We start from the raw sequence: 22345 nt of genomic DNA, 5'->3' as shown, positions 1-22345 counted from the left end.
GGACCAGGGAGTGAGTTCGGTTGTCGACCGCCATCCTCACCGGCTCGCCGGTCCCCGGATCGTCGATCGAGGGCGATCTGCGGTCCCTCGGCTTCGACGTCCGGACCGCCGCCGACGCCGGTGACGCCGAGGCCCTCCTCGCCGCCGTCCCGGGCGACCGGCGCGTCGCCGTCGTGGACGCCCGCTTCGTGGGTCACGAGCACGCGCTGCGTCTCGGCCTGACCGACCCCCGCTTCCCGCTCGCCGCGATCCCGGGCGCGCTGACCGCGCAGCCGGCCGGCCGGCAGGCCCTGACCCGCGCGATGGCCCGGGAGAACTCCGCCTCCGGCGGCGGCGCCGGAGGCGGCGCCCTCGCGCGGACCACGTCGAGCGTGGAGGACGTCGACAGCCTCGCCGACCGCATCGTCGCCTCCCTCGACGCCGACGGCGTCGACGTGCACCGCCCGGAGCTCGGCAGTCTGGTCGCCGAGGTCCCCGCCGATCCGCAGGCCCGCAACGAGGCACGGCAGGCCGTCGCCGCCGTGGACGACGAGGCCGTCCGGCTGAAGTCGGCCGTCAAGGCCCGCGACGGCTTCTTCACCACCCACTTCATCAGCCCGTACTCGCGCTACATCGCGCGCTGGTGCGCCCGCCGCGGCCTCACGCCCAACCAGGTCACCACCGCGTCGCTGATCACCGCGCTCATGGCGGCGGCCTGCGCGGCCACCGGCACGCGCACCGGGTTCGTCGCGGCCGGCGTCCTGCTCATCGCGTCCTTCGTGCTGGACTGCACCGACGGCCAGCTCGCCCGCTACTCCCTCCAGTACTCCACGCTCGGCGCGTGGCTCGACGCCACCTTCGACCGGGCTAAGGAGTACGCCTACTACGCCGGCCTCGCGCTCGGCGCCGCCCGCGGCGGCGACGACGTGTGGGCGCTCGCGCTGGGCGCGATGATCCTTCAGACCTGCCGGCACGTCGTGGACTTCTCCTTCAACGAGGCCAACCACGACGCCACCGCCAACACCAGCCCCACCGCCGCCCTCTCCGACAAGCTCGACAGCGTCGGCTGGACGGTCTGGGTGCGGCGGATGATAGTGCTGCCCATCGGCGAACGATGGGCCATGATCGCCGTGCTCACCGCCGTGACGACCCCGCGCGTCACCTTCGTCGTGCTGCTGATCGGCTGCGCCTTCGCGGCGACCTACACCACCGCCGGACGCGTGCTGCGCTCGCTGACCCGCAAGGCCCGGCGCACCGACCGGGCGGCGCAGGCGCTGGCCGACCTCGCGGACACCGGCCCGCTGGCCGAGCCGCTGATCCGCTTCGCGCCGGGCAGGCCCCGCCGCACCGCCCCCCTCTCCGCCGCCGCCGGCGCCGTGCTGATGACGGCCGGCGCCTGGGTGTGGGGACCGAGCTGGTGGCTCGTCCTGGCGGCGGTGGTCTACGTCGCCCTGTCCGCCGAGGCGCTCTCGCACCCCCTCAAGGGCTCCCTCGACTGGCTGATCCCGCCGTTCTTCCGGGCCGCCGAATACTGCACGGTCCTCGTCCTGGCGGCCGGCAGCGGGGGCGGTGCGGCGCTTCCGGCGGCATTCGGCCTGGTGGCCGCCGTCGCCTACCATCACTACGACACGGTGTACCGCATCCGCGGCAACGCCGGAGCGCCGCCGGCCTGGCTGGTGCGCGCCGTCGGGGGGCAGGAAGGGCGGACGCTGCTCGTGGCCGTGCTGGCCGCGCTGCTCACCGCCTCGCAGTTCGAGGTCGCGCTCACGGTGCTCGCCGTGGCCGTCGCCCTGGTGGTGCTCGTGGAGAGCATCCGCTTCTGGGTGTCCGCAGGGGCCCCCGCCGTACACGACGAAGGAGAACCCGCATGATCGGCCTCGTGCTGGCGGCCGGCGCCGGACGGCGTCTGCGTCCCTACACCGACAGCCTGCCCAAGGCGCTGGTGCCGGTGGGACCTGCGGGCATAGAGGGCGAGCCCACGGTGCTGGACCTGACGCTCGGCAACTTCGCCGAGATCGGTCTGACCGAGGTCGCGGTGATCGTCGGCTACCGCAAGGAGGCCGTGTACGAGCGCAAGGCGGCGCTGGAGGCCAAGTACGGCCTCAAGCTGACCCTCATCGACAACGACAAGGCCGAGGAGTGGAACAACGCCTACTCCCTGTGGTGCGGCCGTGACGCCCTCAAGGACGGCGTGATCCTCGCCAACGGCGACACCGTGCACCCCGTCTCCGTGGAGAAGACCCTGCTCGCCGCGCGCGGCGAGGGCCGGCGGATCATCCTCGCGCTGGACACCGTCAAGTCCCTCGCCGACGAGGAGATGAAGGTCGTCGTCGACCCCGAGAAGGGCATGACGAGGATCACCAAGCTGATGGACCCGGCCGAGGCCACCGGCGAGTACATCGGCGTCACCCTCATCGAGGGCGACGCGGCCCCCGAGCTGGCCGACGCGCTCAAGACCGTGTGGGAGACCGACCCGCAGCAGTTCTACGAGCACGGCTACCAGGAGCTGGTGAACCGCGGCTTCCGGATCGACGTGGCGCCGATCGGCGACGTCGCGTGGGTCGAGATCGACAACCACGACGACCTCGCCCGCGGACGGGAGATCGCGTGCCAGTACTGACCCGGCTGATCCCCTCGCCCGTCGTCGTCGACATCCGCCCGGGCGCCCTCGACGACCTGGTCGGGGTCCTCGCCGACGAGCGGATCTCGCACTCCGGCAAGCTCGCGATCGCCGTCAGCGGCGGCTCGGGCGCCCGGCTGCGCGAGCGCCTCACCCCGGCCCTGCCGGGCGCCACCTGGTACGAGGTGGGCGGCGGCACCCTGGACGACGCCGTCCGGCTGGCCGGCGACATAAAGGCCGGCCACTACGACGCCGTCGTGGGCCTGGGCGGCGGCAAGATCATCGACTGCGCGAAGTTCGCCGCGGCACGGGTGGGCCTCCCGCTCGTCGCCGTGCCGACCAACCTCGCGCACGACGGCCTGTGCTCCCCGGTCGCCACCCTCGACAACGACGCGGGACGCGGCTCCTACGGCGTCCCGAACCCCATCGCCGTCGTCATCGACCTGGACGTCATCCGCGAGGCCCCGGTGCGGTTCGTGCGCGCCGGCATCGGCGACGCGGTGTCGAACATCTCGGCCATCGCGGACTGGGAACTGGCCAACCGCGTCAAGGGCGAGAAGATCGACGGGCTGGCCGCCGCGATCGCCCGCCAGGCCGGCGAGGCGGTGCTCAGGCACCCGGGCGGCATCCAGGACACCGACTTCCTCCAGGTCCTGGCCGAGGCGCTGGTGCTCAGCGGCATCGCGATGTCGGTGTCGGGCGACTCCCGCCCGTCCTCCGGCGCCTGCCACGAGATCAACCACGCCTTCGACCTGCTCTTCCCCCGGCGGGCGGCCGCCCACGGCGAGCAGTGCGGCCTCGGCGCGGCCTTCGCGATGTACCTGCGCGGCGCCCACGAGGAGTCGGCCTACATGGCGCAGGTGCTGCGCCGCCACGGACTGCCGGTCCTGCCCGAGGACATCGGCTTCACGGCGGACGAGTTCGTCCGGGCCGTGGAGTTCGCCCCGGAGACCCGGCCCGGCCGCTACACGATCCTCGAACACCTCGACCTCAAGACCGAACAGATCAAGGACGTCTACGCCGACTATGTCAAGGCCATCGGTAGCTGAACTCAGACCGGTCGTCCACCCTCCGGGGGTGAAGGACCGGCGCAGCGGTGAGCACTGGATGGGGCGCCTCTACATGCGCGAGGTGTCCCTGCGGGTCGACCGCTACCTGGTGAACACCAGGGTCACGCCCAACCAGCTCACGTATCTGATGACCGTCTTCGGCGTCCTCGCGGCCCCGGCACTGCTGGTGCCGGGGATCTGGGGCGCCGTCCTCGGCGTGGTGTGCGTGCAGATGTACCTGCTGCTCGACTGCGTCGACGGCGAGATCGCGCGCTGGAAGAAGCAGTACTCGCTCGGCGGCGTCTACCTGGACCGGGTCGGGGCGTATCTCACCGACGCGGCGGTCCTCGTCGGGTTCGGGCTGCGCGCCGCCGACCTGTGGGGCAGCGGGCGGATCGACTGGCTGTGGGCCTTCCTCGGCACACTGGCCGCGCTGGGCGCGATCCTGATCAAGGCCGAGACCGACCTCGTCGGCGTCGCCCGTCACCAGGGCGGCCTGCCGCCGGTCAAGGAGACGGCGTCCGAGCCGCGCTCCTCCGGCATGGCGCTGGCCCGCCGGGCCGCCTCGGCGCTCAAGTTCCACCGGCTGATCCTCGGCATCGAGGCGTCCCTGCTGATTCTGGTGCTGGCCGTCCTCGACCAGGTGCACGGCGACCTGTTCTACTCCCGGCTCGGCGTCGCCGTGCTCGCGGGCATCGCGCTGTTGCAGACCGTGCTGCACCTGGTGTCCATCCTCGCGTCGAGCAGGCTGAAGTGAGCGCCGCACTCAAGGTCGGCGCGGTCGTCATCACCATGGGCGACCGCCCCGACGAGCTGCGCGCCCTGCTCGACTCCATAGCCGAGCAGGAGGGCGACCGCGTCGAGGTGGTGGTCGTCGGCAACGGCGCCCCCGTCCCGGACGTCCCCGAGGGCGTCCGCACCGTCGAACTGCCCGAGAACCTCGGCATCCCCGGCGGCCGCAACGTGGGCATCGAGGCCTTCGGCCCCGGCGGCCGCGACGTCGACGTCCTGCTGTTCCTCGACGACGACGGCCTCCTCGCCCACAAGGACACGGCCGAACTGTGCCGCCGGGCCTTCGAGGCCGACCCGGGGCTGGGCATCGTCAGCTTCCGGATCGCCGACCCGGACACCGGCGTCACCCAGCGCCGCCACGTGCCCCGGCTGCGCGCCTCCGACCCGATGCGCTCCTCCCGGGTCACCACCTTCCTCGGCGGCGCCAACGCCGTGCGCACGAAGGTCTTCGCGCAGGTCGGCGGGCTCCCGGACGAGTTCTTCTACGCCCACGAGGAGACCGACCTCGCATGGCGGGCCCTCGACGCGGGCTGGATGATCGACTACCGGTCCGACATGGTGCTCCACCACCCGACGACCGCGCCCTCGCGGCACGCGGTGTACCACCGCATGGTGGCCCGCAACCGCGTCTGGCTGGCCCGCCGCAACCTTCCGGCCCCCCTGGTCCCCGTCTACCTCGGGGTCTGGCTGCTGCTCACGCTCGCCCGCCGCCCCTCGGGGGCCGCGCTCAAGGCGTGGTTCGGCGGCTTCCGGGAGGGCTGGACCACGTCGTGCGGACCTCGTCGGCCCATGAAGTGGCGCACGGTGTGGCGGCTCACCCGACTGGGCCGGCCTCCGGTCATCTGACAAGCTCGTCCCCGAGGACACTCCGGGCCCCACCGCGGGCCTTCCGGCCCATGCCGGCCCGGTCCAGGCCGCGCATCCCGAAGACGAAAGTTCCTACTTGTGAGTGAGACAACGCATGACGTCGGAGTCGCCGTGAGCGCGCCTCCGTCGCCCGACGAGGGCCTCACGGCGGCGCAGTTGGCCGCCAAGTACGGGCTGGCCGTGAGCGGCGCCCGCCCCCCGCTGCCGGCGTACGTCCGCCAGCTCTGGGGCCGCCGGCACTTCATCCTGGCGTTCTCCCGGGCGAAGCTGGCCGCGCAGTACAGCCAGGCCAAGCTCGGCCAGGTGTGGCAGGTGGCCACGCCGCTGCTGAACGCGGCCGTCTACTTCATGATCTTCGGCCTGCTCCTCGGCGCGGGCAGGGGGATGCCCAAGGACGTCTACATCCCGTTCCTGGTCACCGGCGTCTTCGTGTTCACCTTCACGCAGACCTCGGTGATGAGCGGCGTGCGCGCGATCTCCGGCAACCTCGGCCTGGTCCGCGCCCTGCACTTCCCGCGCGCCTCGCTGCCCATCTCCTTCGCCCTGCAACAGCTCCAGCAGCTGCTGTACTCCATGCTCGTGCTCTTCCTCGTGGTGATCGGCATGGGCAGCTACCCGGACCTGTCGTGGGCGCTGATCGTCCCGGTGCTCGCCCTGCAATTCTGCTTCAACACCGGGCTGGCGCTGATCTTCGCCCGCGCCGGCGCGAAGACCCCGGACCTCGCGCAGCTGATGCCGTTCGTGATGCGGACGTGGATGTACGCGTCCGGCGTGATGTTCTCCATCCCGGTCTTCCTCGCGGACAAGCCGCAGTGGGCGGCGAACATCCTTCAGTGGAACCCGGCCGCCATCTACATGGACCTGATGCGCTTCGCGCTCATCGAGGAGTACGACGCCGCGAACCTCCCCGACCACGTCTGGGCGGTCGCGGGCGGCTGGGCGGCGCTGGTCGCCGTCGGCGGCTTCGTGTACTTCTGGAAGGCCGAGGAGAGGTACGGCCGTGGTTGAGTCGCTCCCGGCGCAGCGCACGGGCGGGCGGGTGCCGACCGTCATCGCCGACGAGGTCCACATCGTCTACCGCGTCAACGGCGTCAAGTCCTCCCGGGGCAGCGCCACCGCCGCGCTGAGCCGGATCGTGCGGCGGGGCTCCGACGACGACACGCAGCGCGGGGTGCGCAAGGTGCACGCGGTGCGGGGCGTCTCCTTCGTCGCCCACCGCGGCGAGGCCATCGGCCTGATCGGCTCCAACGGCTCGGGCAAGTCCACGCTGCTGCGCGCCATCGCGGGGCTGCTGCCGCCCGAGCGCGGCAAGGTCTACACCGACGGCCAGCCCTCCCTCCTCGGCGTCAACGCGGCCCTGATGAACGACCTGACCGGCGAGCGCAACGTGACGCTCGGCGGCCTGGCCATGGGCATGTCCCGCGAGCAGATCAAGCAGCGCTACCAGGAGATCGTCGACTTCTCCGGCATCAACGAGAAGGGCGACTTCATCACGCTGCCGATGCGCACCTACTCCTCCGGCATGCAGGCCCGGCTGCGGTTCTCCATCGCCGCGGCCAAGGACCACGACGTCCTGATGATCGACGAGGCCCTCGCCACCGGCGACGCCAAGTTCCGCAGGCGGTCCGAGGCGCGGGTGCGCGAGCTGCGCGAGCACGCCGGCACGGTGTTCCTCGTCAGCCACAGCAACCAGTCCATCCGTGACACCTGCGACCGCGTCCTGTGGCTGGAACGGGGCGAACTGCGCCTGGACGGTCCGACCGAAGAGGTCCTCAGGGCGTACGAGAAGTTCACCGGCAAGTAGCGCGTTTCGGCCAGGGCCCCGTCGGAACCGTCCGACGGGGCCCCGCGTCTGCAAAGGAAGCGTCAACTCGGGCTGTCCCCAGGAATCTTGACGCCAATCGGTGTGTTGTTGTGATGTCCGGGACACCCCCGAGATCCCCACCGCGTTGTACAACGTAAGCTGGACCGGTCCCGAAACGCGGCAAGTGGGGCGATAATGCGCAGCGCCCCCGGCCGGGGCGGCCGCGCGGACCGCCGGGCGGCGTGTCCGAAATAGTGCCTATTGGGTCGGCAGTGTAGAACGGGAGATGTGACGGCAATGGCTACGGAAACTCCCCAGCTCGACGCGGGCCGCGCCGTCCCGGCCACGGGCGGGCGACGGTGACGGCCGCCGCGGCGCCCCGCACCGGCGACCCCGAACGGAGCACCCTCGGCAAGGCGGCGCACGAGAACTTCCCCGTCGCCCCGTTCTTCCTGCCCAGGGCCTGGCGCGAGGACCTCGTGGCCGTGTACGGCTTCGCCCGGCTCGTGGACGACATCGGCGACGGCGACCTGGCCCCGGGCGGCGCGGACGCCCGCCTGCTCGGCGTGTCGGCCACCGAGGCCGAGGACCGCCTCGTGCTGCTGGACGCCTTCGAGGCCGACCTGCGCCGCGTCTTCGGCGACGCCGACGGCCCGCCCCGGCACCCCCTGCTGCGCCGCCTCCTGCCGACCGTGCGCCGCCGCTCGCTCACCCCGGAGCCCTTCCTCGGCCTGATCGCCGCCAACCGCCAGGACCAGCTCGTCGCCCGCTACGAGACCTACGACGACCTGCTGGCCTACTGCGAACTGTCCGCCAACCCCGTCGGCCGTCTCGTCCTCGCCGTCACCGGCGCCGCGACCCCCGAGCGGATCCGGCGCTCCGACGCGATCTGCACCTCACTTCAGATCGTCGAACACCTGCAGGACGTGGCCGAGGACCTCGGCCGCGACCGCGTCTACCTGCCTGCCGCGGACATGAAGCGCTTCCACGTCCGGGAGGCGGACCTCGCCCAGCCGACCGCGGGCGCCTCGGTGCGCGCGCTGGTCGCGTTCGAGGCGCAACGCGCGAGCGATCTCCTGAATGAAGGCGCCCCCCTGGTGGGTAGCGTCCACGGCAGGCTGAGGCTGCTGCTCGCGGGGTTCGTGGCGGGGGGAAGGGCGGCGATCCGAGCGATCGCCGCCGCCGAATACGACGTACTTCCCGGCCCGCCCAAGCCCGGCAAGCTCCGGCTGCTGCGCGAGGCGGGCGTGACTCTGCGAGGAGAGGGGTGATCCGGACCGTGGAGTCGTCACCGCACGCGTCCGCACCGGTACTCGCCGCCTACAGCTACTGCGAGGCCGTCACCGGGCAGCAGGCCCGGAACTTCGCGTACGGCATCAGGCTGCTGCCCACACCGAAACGCCGCGCGATGTCCGCGCTGTACGCGTTCTCGCGCCGCGTCGACGACATCGGCGACGGCGCGCTGGACGACGACGTCAAGGCCGCCAGGCTGGAGGACACCCGGGCGCTGCTGACCCGGGTCCGGTCCGGCGAGGTCGACGAGGACGACACCGATCCCGTGGCCGTCGCCCTCGCGCACACCGCCCGGGCCTTCCCGGTTCCGCTGGGCGGCCTGGACGAGCTGATCGACGGCGTCCTCATGGACGTGCGCGGCGAGACCTACGAGACGTGGGACGACCTGAAGACGTACTGCCGCTGCGTGGCGGGCGCCATCGGGCGCCTCTCGCTCGGCGTGTTCGGCACCGAGCCGGGGGCGCGCGGCGCCGAGCGCGCGCCGGAGTACGCGGACACCCTGGGCCTCGCGCTCCAGCTCACCAACATCCTGCGGGACGTCCGCGAGGACGCGGAGGGCGGCCGCACCTATCTGCCCGCCGACGACCTCGCCAAGTTCGGCTGCTCGGCCGGGTTCGACGGTCCGAAGCCGCCGGAGGGCTCCGACTTCGCGGGCCTCGTCCACTTCGAGGTGCGCCGGGCCCGCACCCTCTTCGCCGAGGGCTACCGGCTGCTGCCCCTGCTCGACCGGCGCAGCGGCGCCTGCGTCGCCGCCATGGCCGGCATCTACCGCCGGCTGCTGGACCGCATCGAGCGCGACCCCGAGGCCGTGCTGCGCGGCCGCGTCTCGCTGCCCGGCCGGGAGAAGGCCTACGTCGCCGTCCGCGGACTGTCGGGCCTGGACGCCCGGCACGTGTCGCGGCGGACCGTCAGGAGGCACCCCTGATGGACGCGGCGGGCGACGGGCACGGACGGGGCGGCGCCGCCGGGGAAAAGCGGCGCGCAACCCTCCGATGCGGCGCGGCGTCCCTGACTGCGACGGCCCGCGGTGCACAGTTCAAGCACCATGGCGGGCCCGCACGGGAGGGTGCACGATGAACGACGAGCAGCAGGCGGACGCCGGGCAGACGCCCCCTTCCCCGGGGCGCACCGCCGTCGTCGTCGGGGGCGGGCTCGCCGGCGTCACCGCCGCGCTCGCGCTCGCCGATTCGGGTGTGCGCGTCACCCTGCTCGAAGGCCGGCCCCGGCTCGGCGGCCTGGCCTTCTCCTTCCGGCGCGGCGAGCTGACCGTCGACAACGGACAGCACGTCTACCTGCGCTGCTGCACCGCCTACCGCTGGTTCCTCGACCGCATCGGGGGCAGTGCGCTGGCGCCCCTGCAACGTCGTCTCGACGTGCCCGTCGTCGACGTCGCCAAGCCCGAGGGCCGACGGCTCGGCAGGCTGCGGCGCGACGCGCTGCCCGTGCCCCTGCACCTCGGGCGCAGCCTCGCCGCCTACCCCCATCTCTCCCTCGCCGAGCGCCTCGCGGTCGGCCGTGCCGCGCTCGCCCTCAACGCGCTCGACCTCGCCGATCCCGCCCTGGACGCCCAGGACTTCGGCGGCTGGCTGACCGCGCACGGCCAGTCGCCGCGCGCCGTCGAGGCGCTGTGGGACCTGGTCGGCGTCGCCACCCTCAACGCGGTCGCCGGCGACTGTTCGCTCGCTCTCGCCGCGATGGTGTTCAAGACCGGTCTGCTCTCCGCTCCGGGCGCCGCCGACATCGGCTGGGCGCACGTCCCGCTGGGCGACCTGCACGACGGGCTCGCCCGCAGGGCGCTCGACTCGGCGGGCGTGCGCACCGAGGTCCGGGCCCGCGTCACCTCCCTGGCCCGCGCCGGGGACGGGGCGTGGAGCGTGCGGACCGCGGGCGAGACGCTCCACGCGGACACGGTCGTCCTCGCCGTCCCCCAGCGCGAGGCGCACGACCTGCTGCCCGAGGGCGCGCTCCACGACGCCGGACGGCTGCTGGAGATCGGCACCGCGCCGATCCTCAACGTCCACGTCGTCTACGACCGCAAGGTGCTCGACGCGCCCTTCCTCGCGGCGCTCGGCACCCCCGTGCAGTGGGTCTTCGACCGCACCCACGCCTCGGGGCTGGGCGAGGGCCAGTACCTCGCCCTGTCCCAGTCCGCCGCACAGGACGACATCGACGAGCCCGTCTCCGCCCTGCGCGAGCGCTACCTGCCCGAACTGCGCAGGCTGCTGCCGGGCGCGCGCCGCGCCGAGGTGCGGGACTTCTTCGTCACCCGGGAGCGCACGGCGACGTTCGCCCCGGACCCCGGCGTCGGGCGCCTGCGCCCCGGCGCCCGCACCGAAGCCCCCGGCCTGTACCTGGCCGGAGCGTGGACCGCCACCGGGTGGCCCGCGACCATGGAGAGTGCGGTCCGCAGCGGCGTGAACGCGGCCGACGCCGCGCTGAGCGCCCTCGGCCGGCCCCGACCCCGCCGTCGCTTCGCATCCGAGGAGACGGCCTACTGCATCGTCGCGGGGGACACCCCCCGCGCCTCCGGCCGCGCGCCGGAGGGAACCGGCGTTCCCCTGCGAGGGGGCGCCCGGTGACGTTCGATCAGCACGGCCCGGCACACCGCCGCACCCCCTCCGGCACCGCGACAAGAGGAGAAAATGTGCCCACTGTGCCCCAGGCCTCACCGGCCGCTCGGCGGACCGCGGTGGACGTGACCGCGCTCCTGGAGCGCGGCCGCACCCTGGCCACACCGGTGCTGCGGGCGGCCGTCGACCGACTCGCCCCGCCCATGGACACGGTCGCCGCCTACCACTTCGGCTGGATCGACGCCCAGGGCAACCCCACCGACGGCGACGGCGGCAAGGCCGTGCGTCCGGCACTCGCCGTGCTCTCCGCCGAGGTCGCGGGGGCCGGCCCCGAGGTCGGCGTTCCCGGCGCGGTCGCCGTGGAACTGGTCCACAACTTCTCCCTCCTGCACGACGACCTGATGGACGGCGACGAGCAGCGCCGCCACCGCGACACCGTCTGGAAGGTGCACGGCCCGGCCCAGGCCATCCTGGTCGGCGACGCGCTGTTCGCCCTCGCCAACGAGGTCCTCCTCGAACTCGGCACGGTGGCGGCCGGCCGCGCCACCCGCCGCCTGACGACGGCCAGCCGCGCCCTCATCGACGGCCAGGCCCAGGACATCTCCTACGAGCACCGCGACCGCGTCAGCGTCGAGGAGTGCCTGGAGATGGAGGGCAACAAGACCGGCGCGCTGCTCGCCTGCGCCTCCTCGATCGGCGCGGTGCTCGGCGGCGCGGACGACCCCACCGCCGACGCGCTGGAGAGGTACGGCTACCACCTCGGCCTCGCCTTCCAGGCCGTCGACGACCTGCTCGGCATCTGGGGCGACCCGGAGGCCACCGGCAAGCAGACCTGGAGCGACCTGCGCCAGCGCAAGAAGTCCCTGCCGGTGGTGGCCGCCCTCGCGGCCGGCGGCGCGGCCTCCGAGCGGCTCGGCGAGATGCTCGCCGCCGACGCCAAGAGCAACGACTTCGAGAACTTCTCCGAGGAGGAGTTCGCGGCGCGCGCGGCCCTCATCGAGGAGGCGGGCGGCCGTGACTGGACCGCCGGCGAGGCGCGCCGTCAGCACACCGTCGCGGTCGAGGCCCTGAACGCCGTCGACATGCCCGAGCAGGTGCGGGACCGGTTCACGGCCCTCGCGGACTTCGTCGTCGTACGAAAGAGATGATCACTATCGGTCGAATAGCCCTCGCGTAGTCGCCGGCCGGTGTGCGAGGAAGAGGACACCGGCCGACGGCGGACCCACAGCAGACGCAACGCCATGCACACTGCACGAAGGGGAAGCCATGACAGCGACGACCGACGGAAGCACCGGGGCCCTGCCGCCCCGCGCTGCCGCGGCCAGCGAAACCGACATCACCGTCCCCGTGGCGGCCGGGGTACAAGAAGCCGCCGCACGCGCGATGCAGCGCGCCACCGACTTCCTGCTCGCCCGGCAGGACGCCGAGGGCTGGTGGAAGGGCGACCTGGAGACGAACGTCACCATGGACGCCGAGGATCTGCTGCTCCGCCAGTTCCTGGGCATCCGCGACGAGCCCACCACCCGCGCCGCCGCCCTCTTCGTGCGCGGCGAGCAGCGCGAGGACGGCACCTGGGCCACCTTCTACGGCGGCCCGCCCGACCTGTCGGCCACCGTCGAGGCGTACGTCGCGCTGCGGCTGGCCGGCGACGCCCCCGACGCCCCGCACATGGCCCGCGCCTCCGCCTGGGTCCGCGACCAGGGAGGCATCGCCGCCGCCCGGGTCTTCACCCGGATCTGGCTGGCCCTGTTCGGCTGGTGGAAGTGGGAGGACCTGCCCGAACTCCCGCCCGAGCTCTTGTTCTTCCCTAAATGGTTCCCGCTGAGCATCTACAACTTCGGCTGCTGGGCCCGGCAGACGATCGTGCCCCTGACCGTCGTCTCGGCGAAGCGCCCGGTGCGTCCGGCGCCGTTCGCGCTCGACGAGCTGCACACCGACCCCGCGAACCCCAACCCGCCCAAGCCCCTCGCCCCCGTCGGCAGTTGGGACGGACTCTTCCAGCGCCTCGACAAGGTGGTGCGCGGCTACCGGACGGTGGCGGTGCGCAGGCTGCGCCGGGCGGCCCTGAACTCGGCCGCCCGCTGGATCATCGAGCGCCAGGAGAATGACGGCTGCTGGGGCGGGATCCAGCCGCCCGCCGTGTACTCGGTGATCGCCCTGCACCTGCTCGGCTACGACCTCGAACACCCGGTCATGCGGGCCGGACTCGAGTCCCTCGACCGCTACACCGTGTGGCGCGAGGACGGCGCCCGGATGATCGAAGCCTGCCAGTCGCCGGTGTGGGACACCTGCCTTGCCACCATCGCCCTCGCCGACGCCGGACTGCCCGCCGACCACCCCCAACTGGTCAAGGCCGCCGACTGGATGCTGGGCGAACAGGTGGTGCGTCCCGGTGACTGGTCGGTGCGCAGACCCCAACTCCCGCCCGGCGGATGGGCGTTCGAGTTCCACAACGACAACTACCCCGACATCGACGACACCGCCGAGGTCGTCCTCGCGCTGCGCCGGGTCCGCCACCACGACCCCGAGCGCATGGACCGGGCCATCGCGCGCGGAGTGCGCTGGAACCTCGGGATGCAGTCCCGCAACGGCGCCTGGGGCGCCTTCGACGTGGACAACACCAGCCCGTTCCCCAACCGGCTGCCGTTCTGCGACTTCGGCGAGGTCATCGACCCGCCGTCCGCGGACGTCACCGCGCACGTGGTCGAGATGCTGGCGATCGAGGGCCTCTCGCACGACCCGCGCACCCGGCGCGGCATCGAGTGGCTGCTCGCGGAACAGGAGCCGGACGGCTCCTGGTTCGGGCGCTGGGGCGTCAACTACGTCTACGGCACAGGGTCGGTGGTGCCCGCCCTCACCGCCGCGGGCCTGTCCGTCCAGCACCCGGCGATCCGGGCGGCGGTCGGCTGGCTGGAGCGGGTGCAGAACGACGACGGCGGCTGGGGCGAGGATCTGCGCTCCTACCAGGACCCCGCGCGCTGGAGCGCCCGCGGGGCGTCGACGGCCTCCCAGACGGCCTGGGCGCTGATGGCCCTGCTGGCGGCGGGGGAGAAGGACTCCAAGGCCGTCGAACGGGGCGTGGCATGGCTGGCCCGGACCCAGCGCGAGGACGGCTCCTGGGACGAGCCCTACTTCACCGGCACCGGCTTCCCCTGGGACTTCTCGATCAACTACCACCTCTACCGCCAGGTCTTCCCGCTGACCGCGCTCGGCCGCTACGTGAACGGGGAACCGTTCAGCAAGCAGCCCGCCCCGCACGCGGCGTCCGCCGAGGGCAAGGGGAGCTGATGAGCGCACGGCCCGTCCCGGCGCCGCTGCTGATCGCCTGCGCGCTCGGCATCGAGCACCTCGCCCTGCGCATGGGCGACCGCGGCGGCGCCGACGGGCCGGTCACCGTCCTGCGGACGGGCATGGGCCCCAGGGCGGCCGAGCGCTCCGTCACGCGCGTCCTGTCCGATCCCGTGCTGGGCGGGGCGGCCGTGCTGGCGACGGGCTTCTGTGCCGGGCTCGCCCCCGGCATGCACCCCGGCGACCTGGTCGTCGCCGAGGAGACCCGCGACCCGGGCGGCAGCGTCCCCTGCGTGGGCACCGAGCTGCTCGTCAAGGAACTGGTGCGCACCCTGCCCGGGCGGACCGTCCACACCGGCCCGCTCACCGGTTCCGACCACGTGGTCCGCGGTCACGAGCGGGCCGATCTGCTCGCGACCGGCGCGATCGCGGTCGACATGGAGTCGGCGGCCACGCTTCTGAGCGCCGTGCGCGCCGAGCCGCGCCCGGTTGCGGCCGTCCGGGTGGTCGTGGACGCTCCAGAACATGAACTCGTCCGGATCGGCACGGTACGCGGTGGAATATCGGCTTTCCGCGTTCTTCGCTCCGTCCTGCCTGCTTTTTTCGAATGGCACCGTAATGTTCTGCTCCCCCGGAGGTGAGCCACATGGCCATGCCGCTGCGCCAGTCCATCAAGGTCGCTACATACCTGGCTGAACAGAAGCTTCGCAAGCGGGACAAGTTCCCGCTGATCGTCGAGCTGGAGCCGCTCTTCGCCTGCAACCTCAAGTGCGAGGGCTGCGGCAAGATCCAGCACCCGGCGGGGGTGCTCAAGCAGCGCATGCCGGTCGCCCAGGCCGTGGGCGCGGTGCTGGAGTCCGGCGCGCCCATGGTGTCCATCGCCGGCGGCGAGCCCCTGATGCACCCTCAGATCGACGAGATCGTGCGGCAGTTGGTGGCCAAGCGGAAGTACGTCTTCCTCTGCACCAACGCGATGCTGCTGCGCAAGAAGCTGGACAAGTTCACCCCGTCCCCCTACTTCGCCTTCGCCGTGCACATCGACGGACTGCGCGAGCGCCACGACGAGTCCGTGGCCAAGGAGGGCGTGTTCGACGAGGCCGTGGCGGCCATCAAGGAGGCCAAGCGGCGCGGCTTCCGGGTGACGACCAACTCGACCTTCTTCAACACCGACACCCCGCAGACGGTCGTCGAGGTGCTCAACTACCTCAACGACGACCTCCAGGTCGACGAGATGATGATCTCGCCCGCCTACGCCTACGAGAAGGCCCCCGACCAGGAGCACTTCCTGGGCGTCGAGCAGACCCGCGAGCTGTTCAAGAAGGCCTTCTCGGGCGGCAACCGGCGCCGCTGGCGGCTCAACCACTCGCCCCTGTTCCTGGACTTCCTGGAGGGCAAGGCCGACTTCCCGTGCACGGCGTGGGCCATCCCGAACTACTCGCTCTTCGGCTGGCAGCGCCCCTGCTACCTGATGAGCGACGGGTACGTGCCGACCTACCGCGAGCTGATCGAGGACACCGACTGGGACAAGTACGGCCGCGGCAAGGACCCGCGCTGCGCCAACTGCATGGCGCACTGCGGCTACGAGCCCACGGCGGTCCTGGCCACCATGGGATCGCTCAAGGAGTCCCTGCGCGCGCTGCGCGAGACCGTCAACGGGAACCGGGAGTGAGGGCATGACCACCGTCTCCCTGGGCGTCCCCGGGATGCCGGTCCGGCCGGTCGCGTCGCGACGCGAGTCGCGGCGGATCCAGGTCGGCCCGGTGGCGGTCGGGGGCGGGGCCCCGGTGTCGGTGCAGTCGATGACGACGACGCGTACGTCGGACATCGGTGCGACGTTGCAGCAGATCGCGGAGCTGACGGCGTCGGGCTGTCAGATCGTGCGGGTGGCGTGTCCGACGCAGGACGACGCGGACGCGCTGTCGACGATCGCGCGCAAGTCGCAGATCCCGGTGATCGCGGACATCCACTTCCAGCCGAAGTACGTGTTCGCCGCGATCGAGGCGGGGTGTGCGGCGGTGCGGGTGAACCCGGGCAACATCAAGCAGTTCGACGACAAGGTCCGGGAGATCGCCAAGGCGGCGAAGGAGCACGGCACGCCGATCCGGATCGGGGTCAACGCCGGTTCGCTGGACCGCCGGCTGCTCCAGAAGTACGGCAGGGCGACCCCGGAGGCGCTGGTGGAGTCGGCGCTGTGGGAGGCGTCCCTGTTCGAGGAGCACGACTTCCGCGACATCAAGATCTCGGTCAAGCACAACGACCCGGTCGTCATGATCGAGGCCTACCGGCAGCTCGCCGCGCAGTGCGACTACCCGCTGCACCTCGGTGTGACCGAGGCCGGTCCCGCGTTCCAGGGCACGATCAAGTCGGCCGTCGCCTTCGGCGCGCTGCTCTCCCAGGGCATCGGCGACACCATCCGCGTCTCCCTGTCGGCCCCTCCGGTCGAGGAGGTCAAGGTCGGCAACCAGATCCTGGAGTCGCTGAACCTCAGGCAGCGCGGTCTGGAGATCGTCTCCTGCCCGTCCTGCGGCCGTGCGCAGGTGGACGTGTACAAGCTGGCCGAAGAGGTCACCGCCGGCCTGACCGGCATGGAGGTGCCCCTGCGGGTCGCGGTCATGGGCTGTGTCGTCAACGGTCCCGGCGAGGCCCGCGAGGCCGACCTCGGGGTCGCCTCCGGCAACGGAAAGGGCCAGATCTTCGTCAAGGGCGAGGTCATCAAGACCGTCCCCGAGTCGAAGATCGTGGAGACCCTCATCGAGGAAGCCACGAAGCTGGCCGAACGGATGGAACGGGAAGGCGTCGCTTCCGGCGTCCCCGCCGGCACGGGAAAACCGGCCGTGACGGTGAGTTGAGGCAAGGCACGGACCGAGAGGGGGCCCGACGTGACGATCCTGGAGAACATCCGGCAACCACGCGACCTGAAGGCGTTGTCCGAGGCGGAACTCGGTGAACTGTCCGAGGAGATCAGGGAGTTCCTGGTGCACGCGGTCGCCAGGACCGGCGGACACCTCGGGCCCAACCTGGGCGTGGTGGAGCTGACCATCGCCCTGCACCGGGTGTTCGAGTCGCCCGCCGACCGCATCCTGTGGGACACCGGCCACCAGAGCTACGTCCACAAGCTGCTGACCGGACGTCAGGACTTCTCCAAGCTGCGCGGCAAGGGCGGACTGTCCGGCTACCCCTCCCGTGAGGAGTCCGAGCACGACGTCATCGAGAACAGCCACGCCTCCACCGCGCTCGGCTGGGCCGACGGCCTCGCCAAGGCCCGCCAGGTGCAGGGCGGGAGAGGGCACGTGGTCGCGGTGATCGGCGACGGCGCGCTCACCGGCGGCATGGCCTGGGAGGCGCTCAACAACATCGCGGCGGCCAAGGACCGGCCGCTGATCATCGTCGTCAACGACAACGAGCGCTCGTACGCGCCGACCATCGGCGGACTCGCCAACCACCTGGCCACCCTGCGCACGACCGACGGCTACGAGAAGGTGCTGGCCTGGGGCAAGGAGGTGCTGCTGCGCACCCCGGTGGTCGGCGCCACGGTCTACGAGTCGCTGCACGGCGCGAAGAAGGGCTTCAAGGACGCCTTCGCCCCGCAGGGCATGTTCGAGGACCTCGGCCTGAAGTACGTCGGCCCGATCGACGGCCACGACCTCGGCGCCGTCGAGTCCGCGCTGCGGCGGGCCAAGCGCTTCCACGGCCCCGTGCTGGTGCACTGCCTGACCGAGAAGGGACGCGGCTACGAGCCGGCCCTCGCCCACGAGGAGGACCGCTTCCACACCGTCGGCGCGATGGACCCGCTGACCTGCGTCCCGCTCGCGCCGGCCGGGGGGCCGTCGTGGACGTCCGTCTTCGGCGACGAGATCGTGGCGATCGGCGAGGAGCGCGACGACGTCGTGGCGATCACGGCGGCGATGCTCCACCCGGTGGGCCTCGGCGGATTCGCCGAACGCTTCCCCGACCGCGTCTGGGACGTCGGCATAGCCGAGCAGCACGCGACCGTCAGCGCCGCGGGCCTGGCGACGGGCGGCCTGCACCCGGTCGTCGCCGTCTACGCCACGTTCCTCAACCGGGCCTTCGACCAGCTGCTGATGGACGTGGCCCTGCACCGCTGCGGAGTCACGTTCGTCCTGGACCGGGCCGGGGTGACCGGCGTCGACGGGGCGTCCCACAACGGCATGTGGGACATGTCCGTGCTCCAGGTCGTGCCGGCACTGCGCATCGCGGCGCCCCGCGACGCCGGTCAACTGCGCGCACAGCTAAGGGAGGCGGTGGCGGTGGACGACGCGCCGACGCTGGTCCGCTTCCCCAAGGAGTCGGTCGGCCCGGACGTGCCGGCCGTCGACCGGGTGGGCGGCATGGACGTGCTGCGCCGCGACGAGCGGACCGACGTGCTGCTGGTGGCCGTCGGCGTGATGGCGCCGGTGTGCCTCCAGGCAGCCGAACTGCTCGCGGCCCGTGGCGTCGGCTGCACCGTGGTGGACCCCCGGTGGGTCAAGCCCGTCGACGCGGCGCTGCCCGGCCTCGCCGCCGGACACCGGCTGGTGGCCGTCGTCGAGGACAACAGCCGAGCCGCCGGCGTCGGATCGGCGGTGGCGCTGGCCCTCGGCGACGCCGACGTCGACGTGCCGGTGCGCAGGTTCGGGATCCCGGAGCAGTTCCTCGCGCACGCCAAGCGCGGTGAGGTGCTCGCCGACATCGGGCTCACGCCCGTCGAGATCGCCGGCCGGATCGGCGCGAGCCTGGCGGTCGGGGACGCGCGGTCCGCGGCCGGCGCGGCAGCCTCTCCGCTCGGGGAGCCAGTCAAGGAGACAGCGGAATGACCACGGAGTTCGACCTCGGCGCCCTGCTGGCCGAGCGCGGAGCCGAGCGCTACGAGCTGCACGGCAAGTACCTCAACCACCAACTGCCGCGCATGCTGCACACCATCGGCTTCGACAAGGTCTACGAGCGCGGCGAGGGCGCGTACTTCTGGGACGCGGACGGCAACGACTACCTCGACATGCTCGCCGGATTCGGGGTGATGGGCCTGGGCCGCCACCACCCCGTCGTCCGCAGAGCGCTCCACGACGTCCTGGACGCCCAGCTCGCCGACCTCACCCGCTTCGACTGCCAGCCCCTGCCCGGTCTGCTGGCCGAGAAGCTGCTCGCCCACAGCCCGCACCTGGACCGCGTGTTCTTCGGCAACAGCGGCACCGAGGCGGTGGAGACCGCGCTGAAGTTCGCCCGGTACGCGACGGGCCGGCCGAGGGTCCTGTACTGCGACCACGCCTTCCACGGGCTCACCACGGGCTCGCTGTCGGTGAACGGCGAGTCGGGCTTCCGGGACGGGTTCGCTCCCCTGCTGCCCGACACGCCCGTCCCGCTCGGCGATCTCGACGCGCTGGCCGCGGAGCTGGCGAAGGGGGACGTCGCCGCCCTGATCGTCGAGCCGATCCAGGGCAAGGGGGTGCACGAGGCGCCGCCCGGTTATCTGCGCGCCGCCCAGGACCTGCTGCACCGGCACAAGGCGCTGCTCGTCGTGGACGAGGTGCAGACCGGACTCGGCCGGACCGGCGACTTCTACGCCTACCAGCACGAGGACGGCGTCGAGCCGGACCTGGTGTGCGTGGCCAAGGCGCTGTCCGGCGGCTACGTCCCGGTGGGCGCGACGCTCGGCCGGGACTGGATCTTCAAGAAGGTCTACTCGTCGATGGACCGGGTGCTGGTGCACTCGGCGAGCTTCGGCTCCAACGCCCAGGCCATGGCGGCCGGCCTCGCCGTGCTGGCCGTCATGGAGAACGAGCAGGTCGTGGCGAACGCGCGGCTGACGGGAGACCTGCTGAAGTCCCGGCTCGCGGCGCTGACCGACCGCTACGAGCTGCTGGCCGACGTCCGCGGCCGGGGGCTGATGATCGGCATCGAGTTCGGCAGGCCCCGGTCGCTGAAGCTGCGCAGCCGCTGGACCATGCTCCAGGCGGCGCGCAAGGGGCTGTTCGCGCAGATGGTGGTGGTGCCGCTGCTTCAGCGGCACCGGATCCTCACGCAGGTCTCGGGCGATCACCTGGAGGTGATCAAGCTGATCCCGCCGCTGATCATCGGCGAGGCCGAGGTGGACCGGTTCGTCGAGGCCTTCACGGCCGTCATGGACGAGGCGCACAGCGGCGGCGGACTGATGTGGGACTTCAGCAAGACGCTGGTGAAGCAGGCGGTGGCCCACCGCTGACCGCGGGAACGGCCGGGTCCCCGCCCGTCTGGCCGTTTTGCCTCTGAGGCAAGGAATTTGCCGCAGAGGCAAATCCGGCGTGCAATGGAGTCATGAACCCGCCCGAGCCGGAGCCCCCGGCGCAGCAGGCCGAGGCTCTTCCCGCCGTCGCCCCCCAGCTGCGCGCCCTGCGCCGCCGGGCCGCCCTCACCCTGGAGGCCGCGGCCCGCGCCGCCGGACTGTCGCCCGCCCACCTGTCCCGTCTGGAGACCGGACAGCGCCAGCCGTCGCTGCCGATGCTGCTCACGCTCGCGCGGGTCTATGGTACGACCGTCTCGGACCTGCTCGGGGAGACGGCCGCCGACCGCGACGCCGTGGTCCGCGCCGCCTACATGGAGCCGACCCGTGCGGGCGGCTGGACGTACTGGCAGGCCGGCGCCTCCGGCCGCGGGATGCAGGCGCTGCGCGTCCAGGTTCCGCACGGCTCCCAGGGCGACATCGTGCGCGTGCACCCGGGGGAGGAGTGGCTGCACGTCCTCAAAGGCCGGCTGCGGCTGCGGCTCGGCGACGCCACGGACCTGCTCGGCCCGGGGGACAGCGCGCACTTCGACTCGCTCACCCCGCACCGCATCGCCGCCCAGGACCCCGACGGCGTCGAACTCCTCTTCGTCCACACCCTGTTGCAGAGCCCCACCGCCACGCTGTGCCTGGGGCCGAACCCGTCCGAGAGCGGAGTGACGTCATGAGCGACTACGAGGAGAAGTTCCCCCGCACCCTGTGGATCCGGCTGATCATCTACATCGCCGTGGGGCACCTCTTCGCGGCGTTCCTGTGGCTGCTGTTCGAGGTGGGGACCAGCCAATAGACCGGCAGGGCGTCGCCGTCCGGCGGCCGCCCGTCAGTCGAGCAGCCGCTCCCGCAGCCGCTCACGCGTCTCGGCGGACAGCCCGAGACCCTGCTCCAGATAGGCGTCGACCCCGCCCCAGGTCTCCTCCACGGTCTCGAACGCCGCCGCCAGGTACTCCGCGCGGGCGTCGAACAGAGGGCTCAGCAACTCCATGATCTCGGGGGAGTAGGCCTCGCCCGAGGCGGAGCTGCGGCGCACCTTGTACCGGCGGTGCCGCGCGTTGGACTCCAGGTAGTCGCCGAGGATGGCGTCCCGCTCCACGCCCACGGCCAGCAGCGTCACCGCGACGGACAGGCCCGCGCGGTCCTTGCCCGCCGCGCAGTGCATCAGGGCCGGGAGGCTGTCGTCGGCGAGCGAGTGCAGCACGCGCGCGTGCTCGGCCGTCCGCTCCCTGACGATCGTGCGGTAGGAGGCGATCATCCGGCCCGCGGCCTTGCCGTCGCCGAGGATCCCGCGCAGCTGGTCGACATGGCCGTCGCGGACCATCTTCCAGAACTCGGCGCCGTCCGCCGGGTCCGACAGCGGCAGGTTGACGTTGCGCACTCCGGGCAGCGCGACGTCCGGGCCCTCCAGCTTCTGGTCCGCCGCGTTGCGGAAGTCGAAGATCGTGTGCAGGTTGAGGCCGGACAGGAACGCGGCGTCCTCGTCGGTCGCGTGCGCGAGGTGGCCGCTGCGGAACAGCACGCCGTGGCGCACGCGCCGGCCGTCCACGGTCGGCAGACCGCCCACGTCCCGGAAATTGCGCACGCCGACCAGCTCGGGCTCGGTCGACGGGATCTGCTGCGTCACGGGGGCTCCCTCCCTGTCGGTCACCGTCGGCGCGGCTCAGGTGGCCGACGGGACACCATCGTCGACCATACGACATGGGTTCCCGGGGCAACGGATCGTCCTCGGGGCGTCGGCCCAGGTGAGAGTCCTGTCGCCAGGGAGTTGCCCGACGGGCCGACCGCACTCGATGATGTTGGCGTTTGATCGCACCTGTTCGAATCAGTGGGGGTTTG

Annotated in this window: 21 protein-coding genes; 20 read left to right on the top strand and 1 reads right to left on the bottom strand. The window is 72.2% G+C overall.

Going from position 1 to position 22345, the window contains the following annotated elements:
• The first annotated feature begins 20 nt into the window (after positions 1-20).
• The 20 genes from KMS84_RS07890 (at position 21) to KMS84_RS07800 (ending at position 21302) form a co-directional block, all read left to right on the top strand.
• Positions 21-1850 (top strand): DUF5941 domain-containing protein, encoded by a 1830-nt coding sequence (locus tag KMS84_RS07890; RefSeq protein WP_256915354.1) that lies wholly within the window; start codon positions 21-23, stop codon positions 1848-1850.
• Positions 1847-2599, top strand: coding sequence for a phosphocholine cytidylyltransferase family protein (locus KMS84_RS07885; protein ID WP_256915353.1), 753 nt, complete (start codon positions 1847-1849; stop codon positions 2597-2599). The genes KMS84_RS07890 and KMS84_RS07885 overlap by 4 nt, the downstream gene beginning before the upstream one ends.
• Positions 2587-3648, top strand: a complete 1062-nt coding sequence (locus tag KMS84_RS07880) for an iron-containing alcohol dehydrogenase family protein (RefSeq protein ID WP_256915352.1) — start codon at positions 2587-2589, stop codon at positions 3646-3648. The genes KMS84_RS07885 and KMS84_RS07880 overlap by 13 nt, the downstream gene beginning before the upstream one ends.
• Positions 3626-4405: a CDP-alcohol phosphatidyltransferase family protein gene (locus KMS84_RS07875; protein ID WP_256915351.1), complete on the top strand. Its 780-nt coding sequence runs from the start codon at positions 3626-3628 to the stop codon at positions 4403-4405. Before KMS84_RS07880 ends, KMS84_RS07875 begins: the two co-directional genes overlap by 23 nt.
• Positions 4402-5286, top strand: coding sequence for a glycosyltransferase family 2 protein (locus tag KMS84_RS07870; protein ID WP_256915350.1), 885 nt, complete (start codon positions 4402-4404; stop codon positions 5284-5286). Before KMS84_RS07875 ends, KMS84_RS07870 begins: the two co-directional genes overlap by 4 nt.
• Positions 5287-5385: 99 nt before the next feature.
• Positions 5386-6315 (top strand): ABC transporter permease, encoded by a 930-nt coding sequence (locus KMS84_RS07865; RefSeq protein ID WP_256915349.1) that lies wholly within the window; start codon positions 5386-5388, stop codon positions 6313-6315.
• Positions 6308-7111 carry an ABC transporter ATP-binding protein gene (locus tag KMS84_RS07860; RefSeq protein ID WP_256915348.1) on the top strand — a complete coding sequence of 268 codons (804 nt, stop codon included), beginning with the start codon at positions 6308-6310 and terminating at the stop codon, positions 7109-7111. The genes KMS84_RS07865 and KMS84_RS07860 overlap by 8 nt, the downstream gene beginning before the upstream one ends.
• Before the next feature lie 359 nt (positions 7112-7470).
• A complete protein-coding gene (gene hpnC, locus KMS84_RS07855) occupies positions 7471-8382 on the top strand; it encodes a squalene synthase HpnC (protein ID WP_256915347.1) in 912 nt (303 codons plus the stop codon).
• Entirely contained in the window at positions 8379-9329 is a 951-nt protein-coding gene (gene hpnD / locus KMS84_RS07850) for a presqualene diphosphate synthase HpnD (RefSeq protein ID WP_256915346.1), read from the top strand. The genes hpnC and hpnD overlap by 4 nt, the downstream gene beginning before the upstream one ends.
• Positions 9329-9481, top strand: a complete 153-nt coding sequence (locus tag KMS84_RS41870; protein WP_361355548.1) for a DUF6380 family protein — start codon at positions 9329-9331, stop codon at positions 9479-9481. Before hpnD ends, KMS84_RS41870 begins: the two co-directional genes overlap by 1 nt.
• Entirely contained in the window at positions 9478-10983 is a 1506-nt protein-coding gene (hpnE, locus tag KMS84_RS07845) for a hydroxysqualene dehydroxylase HpnE (protein WP_256915345.1), read from the top strand. The genes KMS84_RS41870 and hpnE overlap by 4 nt, the downstream gene beginning before the upstream one ends.
• 74 nt (positions 10984-11057) lie before the next feature.
• On the top strand, positions 11058-12122 hold the full coding sequence (locus KMS84_RS07840; RefSeq protein WP_256915421.1) for a polyprenyl synthetase family protein: 1065 nt from the start codon (positions 11058-11060) through the stop codon (positions 12120-12122).
• Positions 12123-12240: 118 nt separating this feature from the next.
• Positions 12241-14262: a squalene--hopene cyclase gene (gene shc, locus KMS84_RS07835; RefSeq protein ID WP_256915344.1), complete on the top strand. Its 2022-nt coding sequence runs from the start codon at positions 12241-12243 to the stop codon at positions 14260-14262.
• On the top strand, positions 14262-14903 hold the full coding sequence (locus KMS84_RS07830; protein ID WP_256915343.1) for a phosphorylase family protein: 642 nt from the start codon (positions 14262-14264) through the stop codon (positions 14901-14903). Before shc ends, KMS84_RS07830 begins: the two co-directional genes overlap by 1 nt.
• Before the next feature lie 5 nt (positions 14904-14908).
• Positions 14909-15931 (top strand): adenosyl-hopene transferase HpnH, encoded by a 1023-nt coding sequence (hpnH, locus tag KMS84_RS07825; protein ID WP_256915342.1) that lies wholly within the window; start codon positions 14909-14911, stop codon positions 15929-15931.
• 4 nt (positions 15932-15935) lie between these two features.
• On the top strand, positions 15936-17111 hold the full coding sequence (gene ispG, locus KMS84_RS07820; protein ID WP_256915341.1) for a flavodoxin-dependent (E)-4-hydroxy-3-methylbut-2-enyl-diphosphate synthase: 1176 nt from the start codon (positions 15936-15938) through the stop codon (positions 17109-17111).
• A 30-nt stretch (positions 17112-17141) separates the two neighbouring features.
• Complete coding sequence (dxs, locus tag KMS84_RS07815) at positions 17142-19076, top strand: 1-deoxy-D-xylulose-5-phosphate synthase (RefSeq protein ID WP_256915340.1); 1935 nt, start codon at positions 17142-17144, stop codon at positions 19074-19076.
• Positions 19073-20458 (top strand): aspartate aminotransferase family protein, encoded by a 1386-nt coding sequence (locus KMS84_RS07810; protein WP_256915339.1) that lies wholly within the window; start codon positions 19073-19075, stop codon positions 20456-20458. Before dxs ends, KMS84_RS07810 begins: the two co-directional genes overlap by 4 nt.
• Positions 20459-20550: 92 nt before the next feature.
• A complete protein-coding gene (locus KMS84_RS07805) occupies positions 20551-21183 on the top strand; it encodes a helix-turn-helix domain-containing protein (RefSeq protein WP_256915338.1) in 633 nt (210 codons plus the stop codon).
• Positions 21180-21302, top strand: coding sequence for a DUF6126 family protein (locus KMS84_RS07800; protein ID WP_069774050.1), 123 nt, complete (start codon positions 21180-21182; stop codon positions 21300-21302). The genes KMS84_RS07805 and KMS84_RS07800 overlap by 4 nt, the downstream gene beginning before the upstream one ends.
• Positions 21303-21335: 33 nt before the next feature.
• Here the strand turns inward: KMS84_RS07800 and KMS84_RS07795 are convergent, their stop codons facing one another.
• Entirely contained in the window at positions 21336-22133 is a 798-nt protein-coding gene (locus tag KMS84_RS07795) for a tyrosine-protein phosphatase (RefSeq protein ID WP_256915337.1), read from the bottom strand.
• Between the last annotated feature and the right edge of the window lie 212 nt (positions 22134-22345).

This window comes from Streptomyces hilarionis, assembly GCF_024539675.1.
In the GTDB taxonomy this organism is placed as follows: Bacteria; Actinomycetota; Actinomycetes; order Streptomycetales; family Streptomycetaceae; genus Streptomyces; species Streptomyces hilarionis.
This window is presented reverse-complemented; position numbering and strand designations above follow the sequence as displayed.

Coding starts and splice junctions, on each gene's coding strand:
- KMS84_RS07885 (WP_256915353.1), top strand. CDS start 1,847: ATGATCGGCCTCGTGCTGGCGGCCGGCGCCGGACGGCGTCTGCGTCCC.
- KMS84_RS07875 (WP_256915351.1), top strand. CDS start 3,626: ATGTCAAGGCCATCGGTAGCTGAACTCAGACCGGTCGTCCACCCTCCG.
- KMS84_RS41870 (WP_361355548.1), top strand. CDS start 9,329: ATGGACGCGGCGGGCGACGGGCACGGACGGGGCGGCGCCGCCGGGGAA.
- hpnE (WP_256915345.1), top strand. CDS start 9,478: ATGAACGACGAGCAGCAGGCGGACGCCGGGCAGACGCCCCCTTCCCCG.
- shc (WP_256915344.1), top strand. CDS start 12,241: ATGACAGCGACGACCGACGGAAGCACCGGGGCCCTGCCGCCCCGCGCT.
- KMS84_RS07830 (WP_256915343.1), top strand. CDS start 14,262: ATGAGCGCACGGCCCGTCCCGGCGCCGCTGCTGATCGCCTGCGCGCTC.
- hpnH (WP_256915342.1), top strand. CDS start 14,909: ATGGCCATGCCGCTGCGCCAGTCCATCAAGGTCGCTACATACCTGGCT.
- ispG (WP_256915341.1), top strand. CDS start 15,936: ATGACCACCGTCTCCCTGGGCGTCCCCGGGATGCCGGTCCGGCCGGTC.
- KMS84_RS07810 (WP_256915339.1), top strand. CDS start 19,073: ATGACCACGGAGTTCGACCTCGGCGCCCTGCTGGCCGAGCGCGGAGCC.
- KMS84_RS07805 (WP_256915338.1), top strand. CDS start 20,551: ATGAACCCGCCCGAGCCGGAGCCCCCGGCGCAGCAGGCCGAGGCTCTT.
- KMS84_RS07800 (WP_069774050.1), top strand. CDS start 21,180: ATGAGCGACTACGAGGAGAAGTTCCCCCGCACCCTGTGGATCCGGCTG.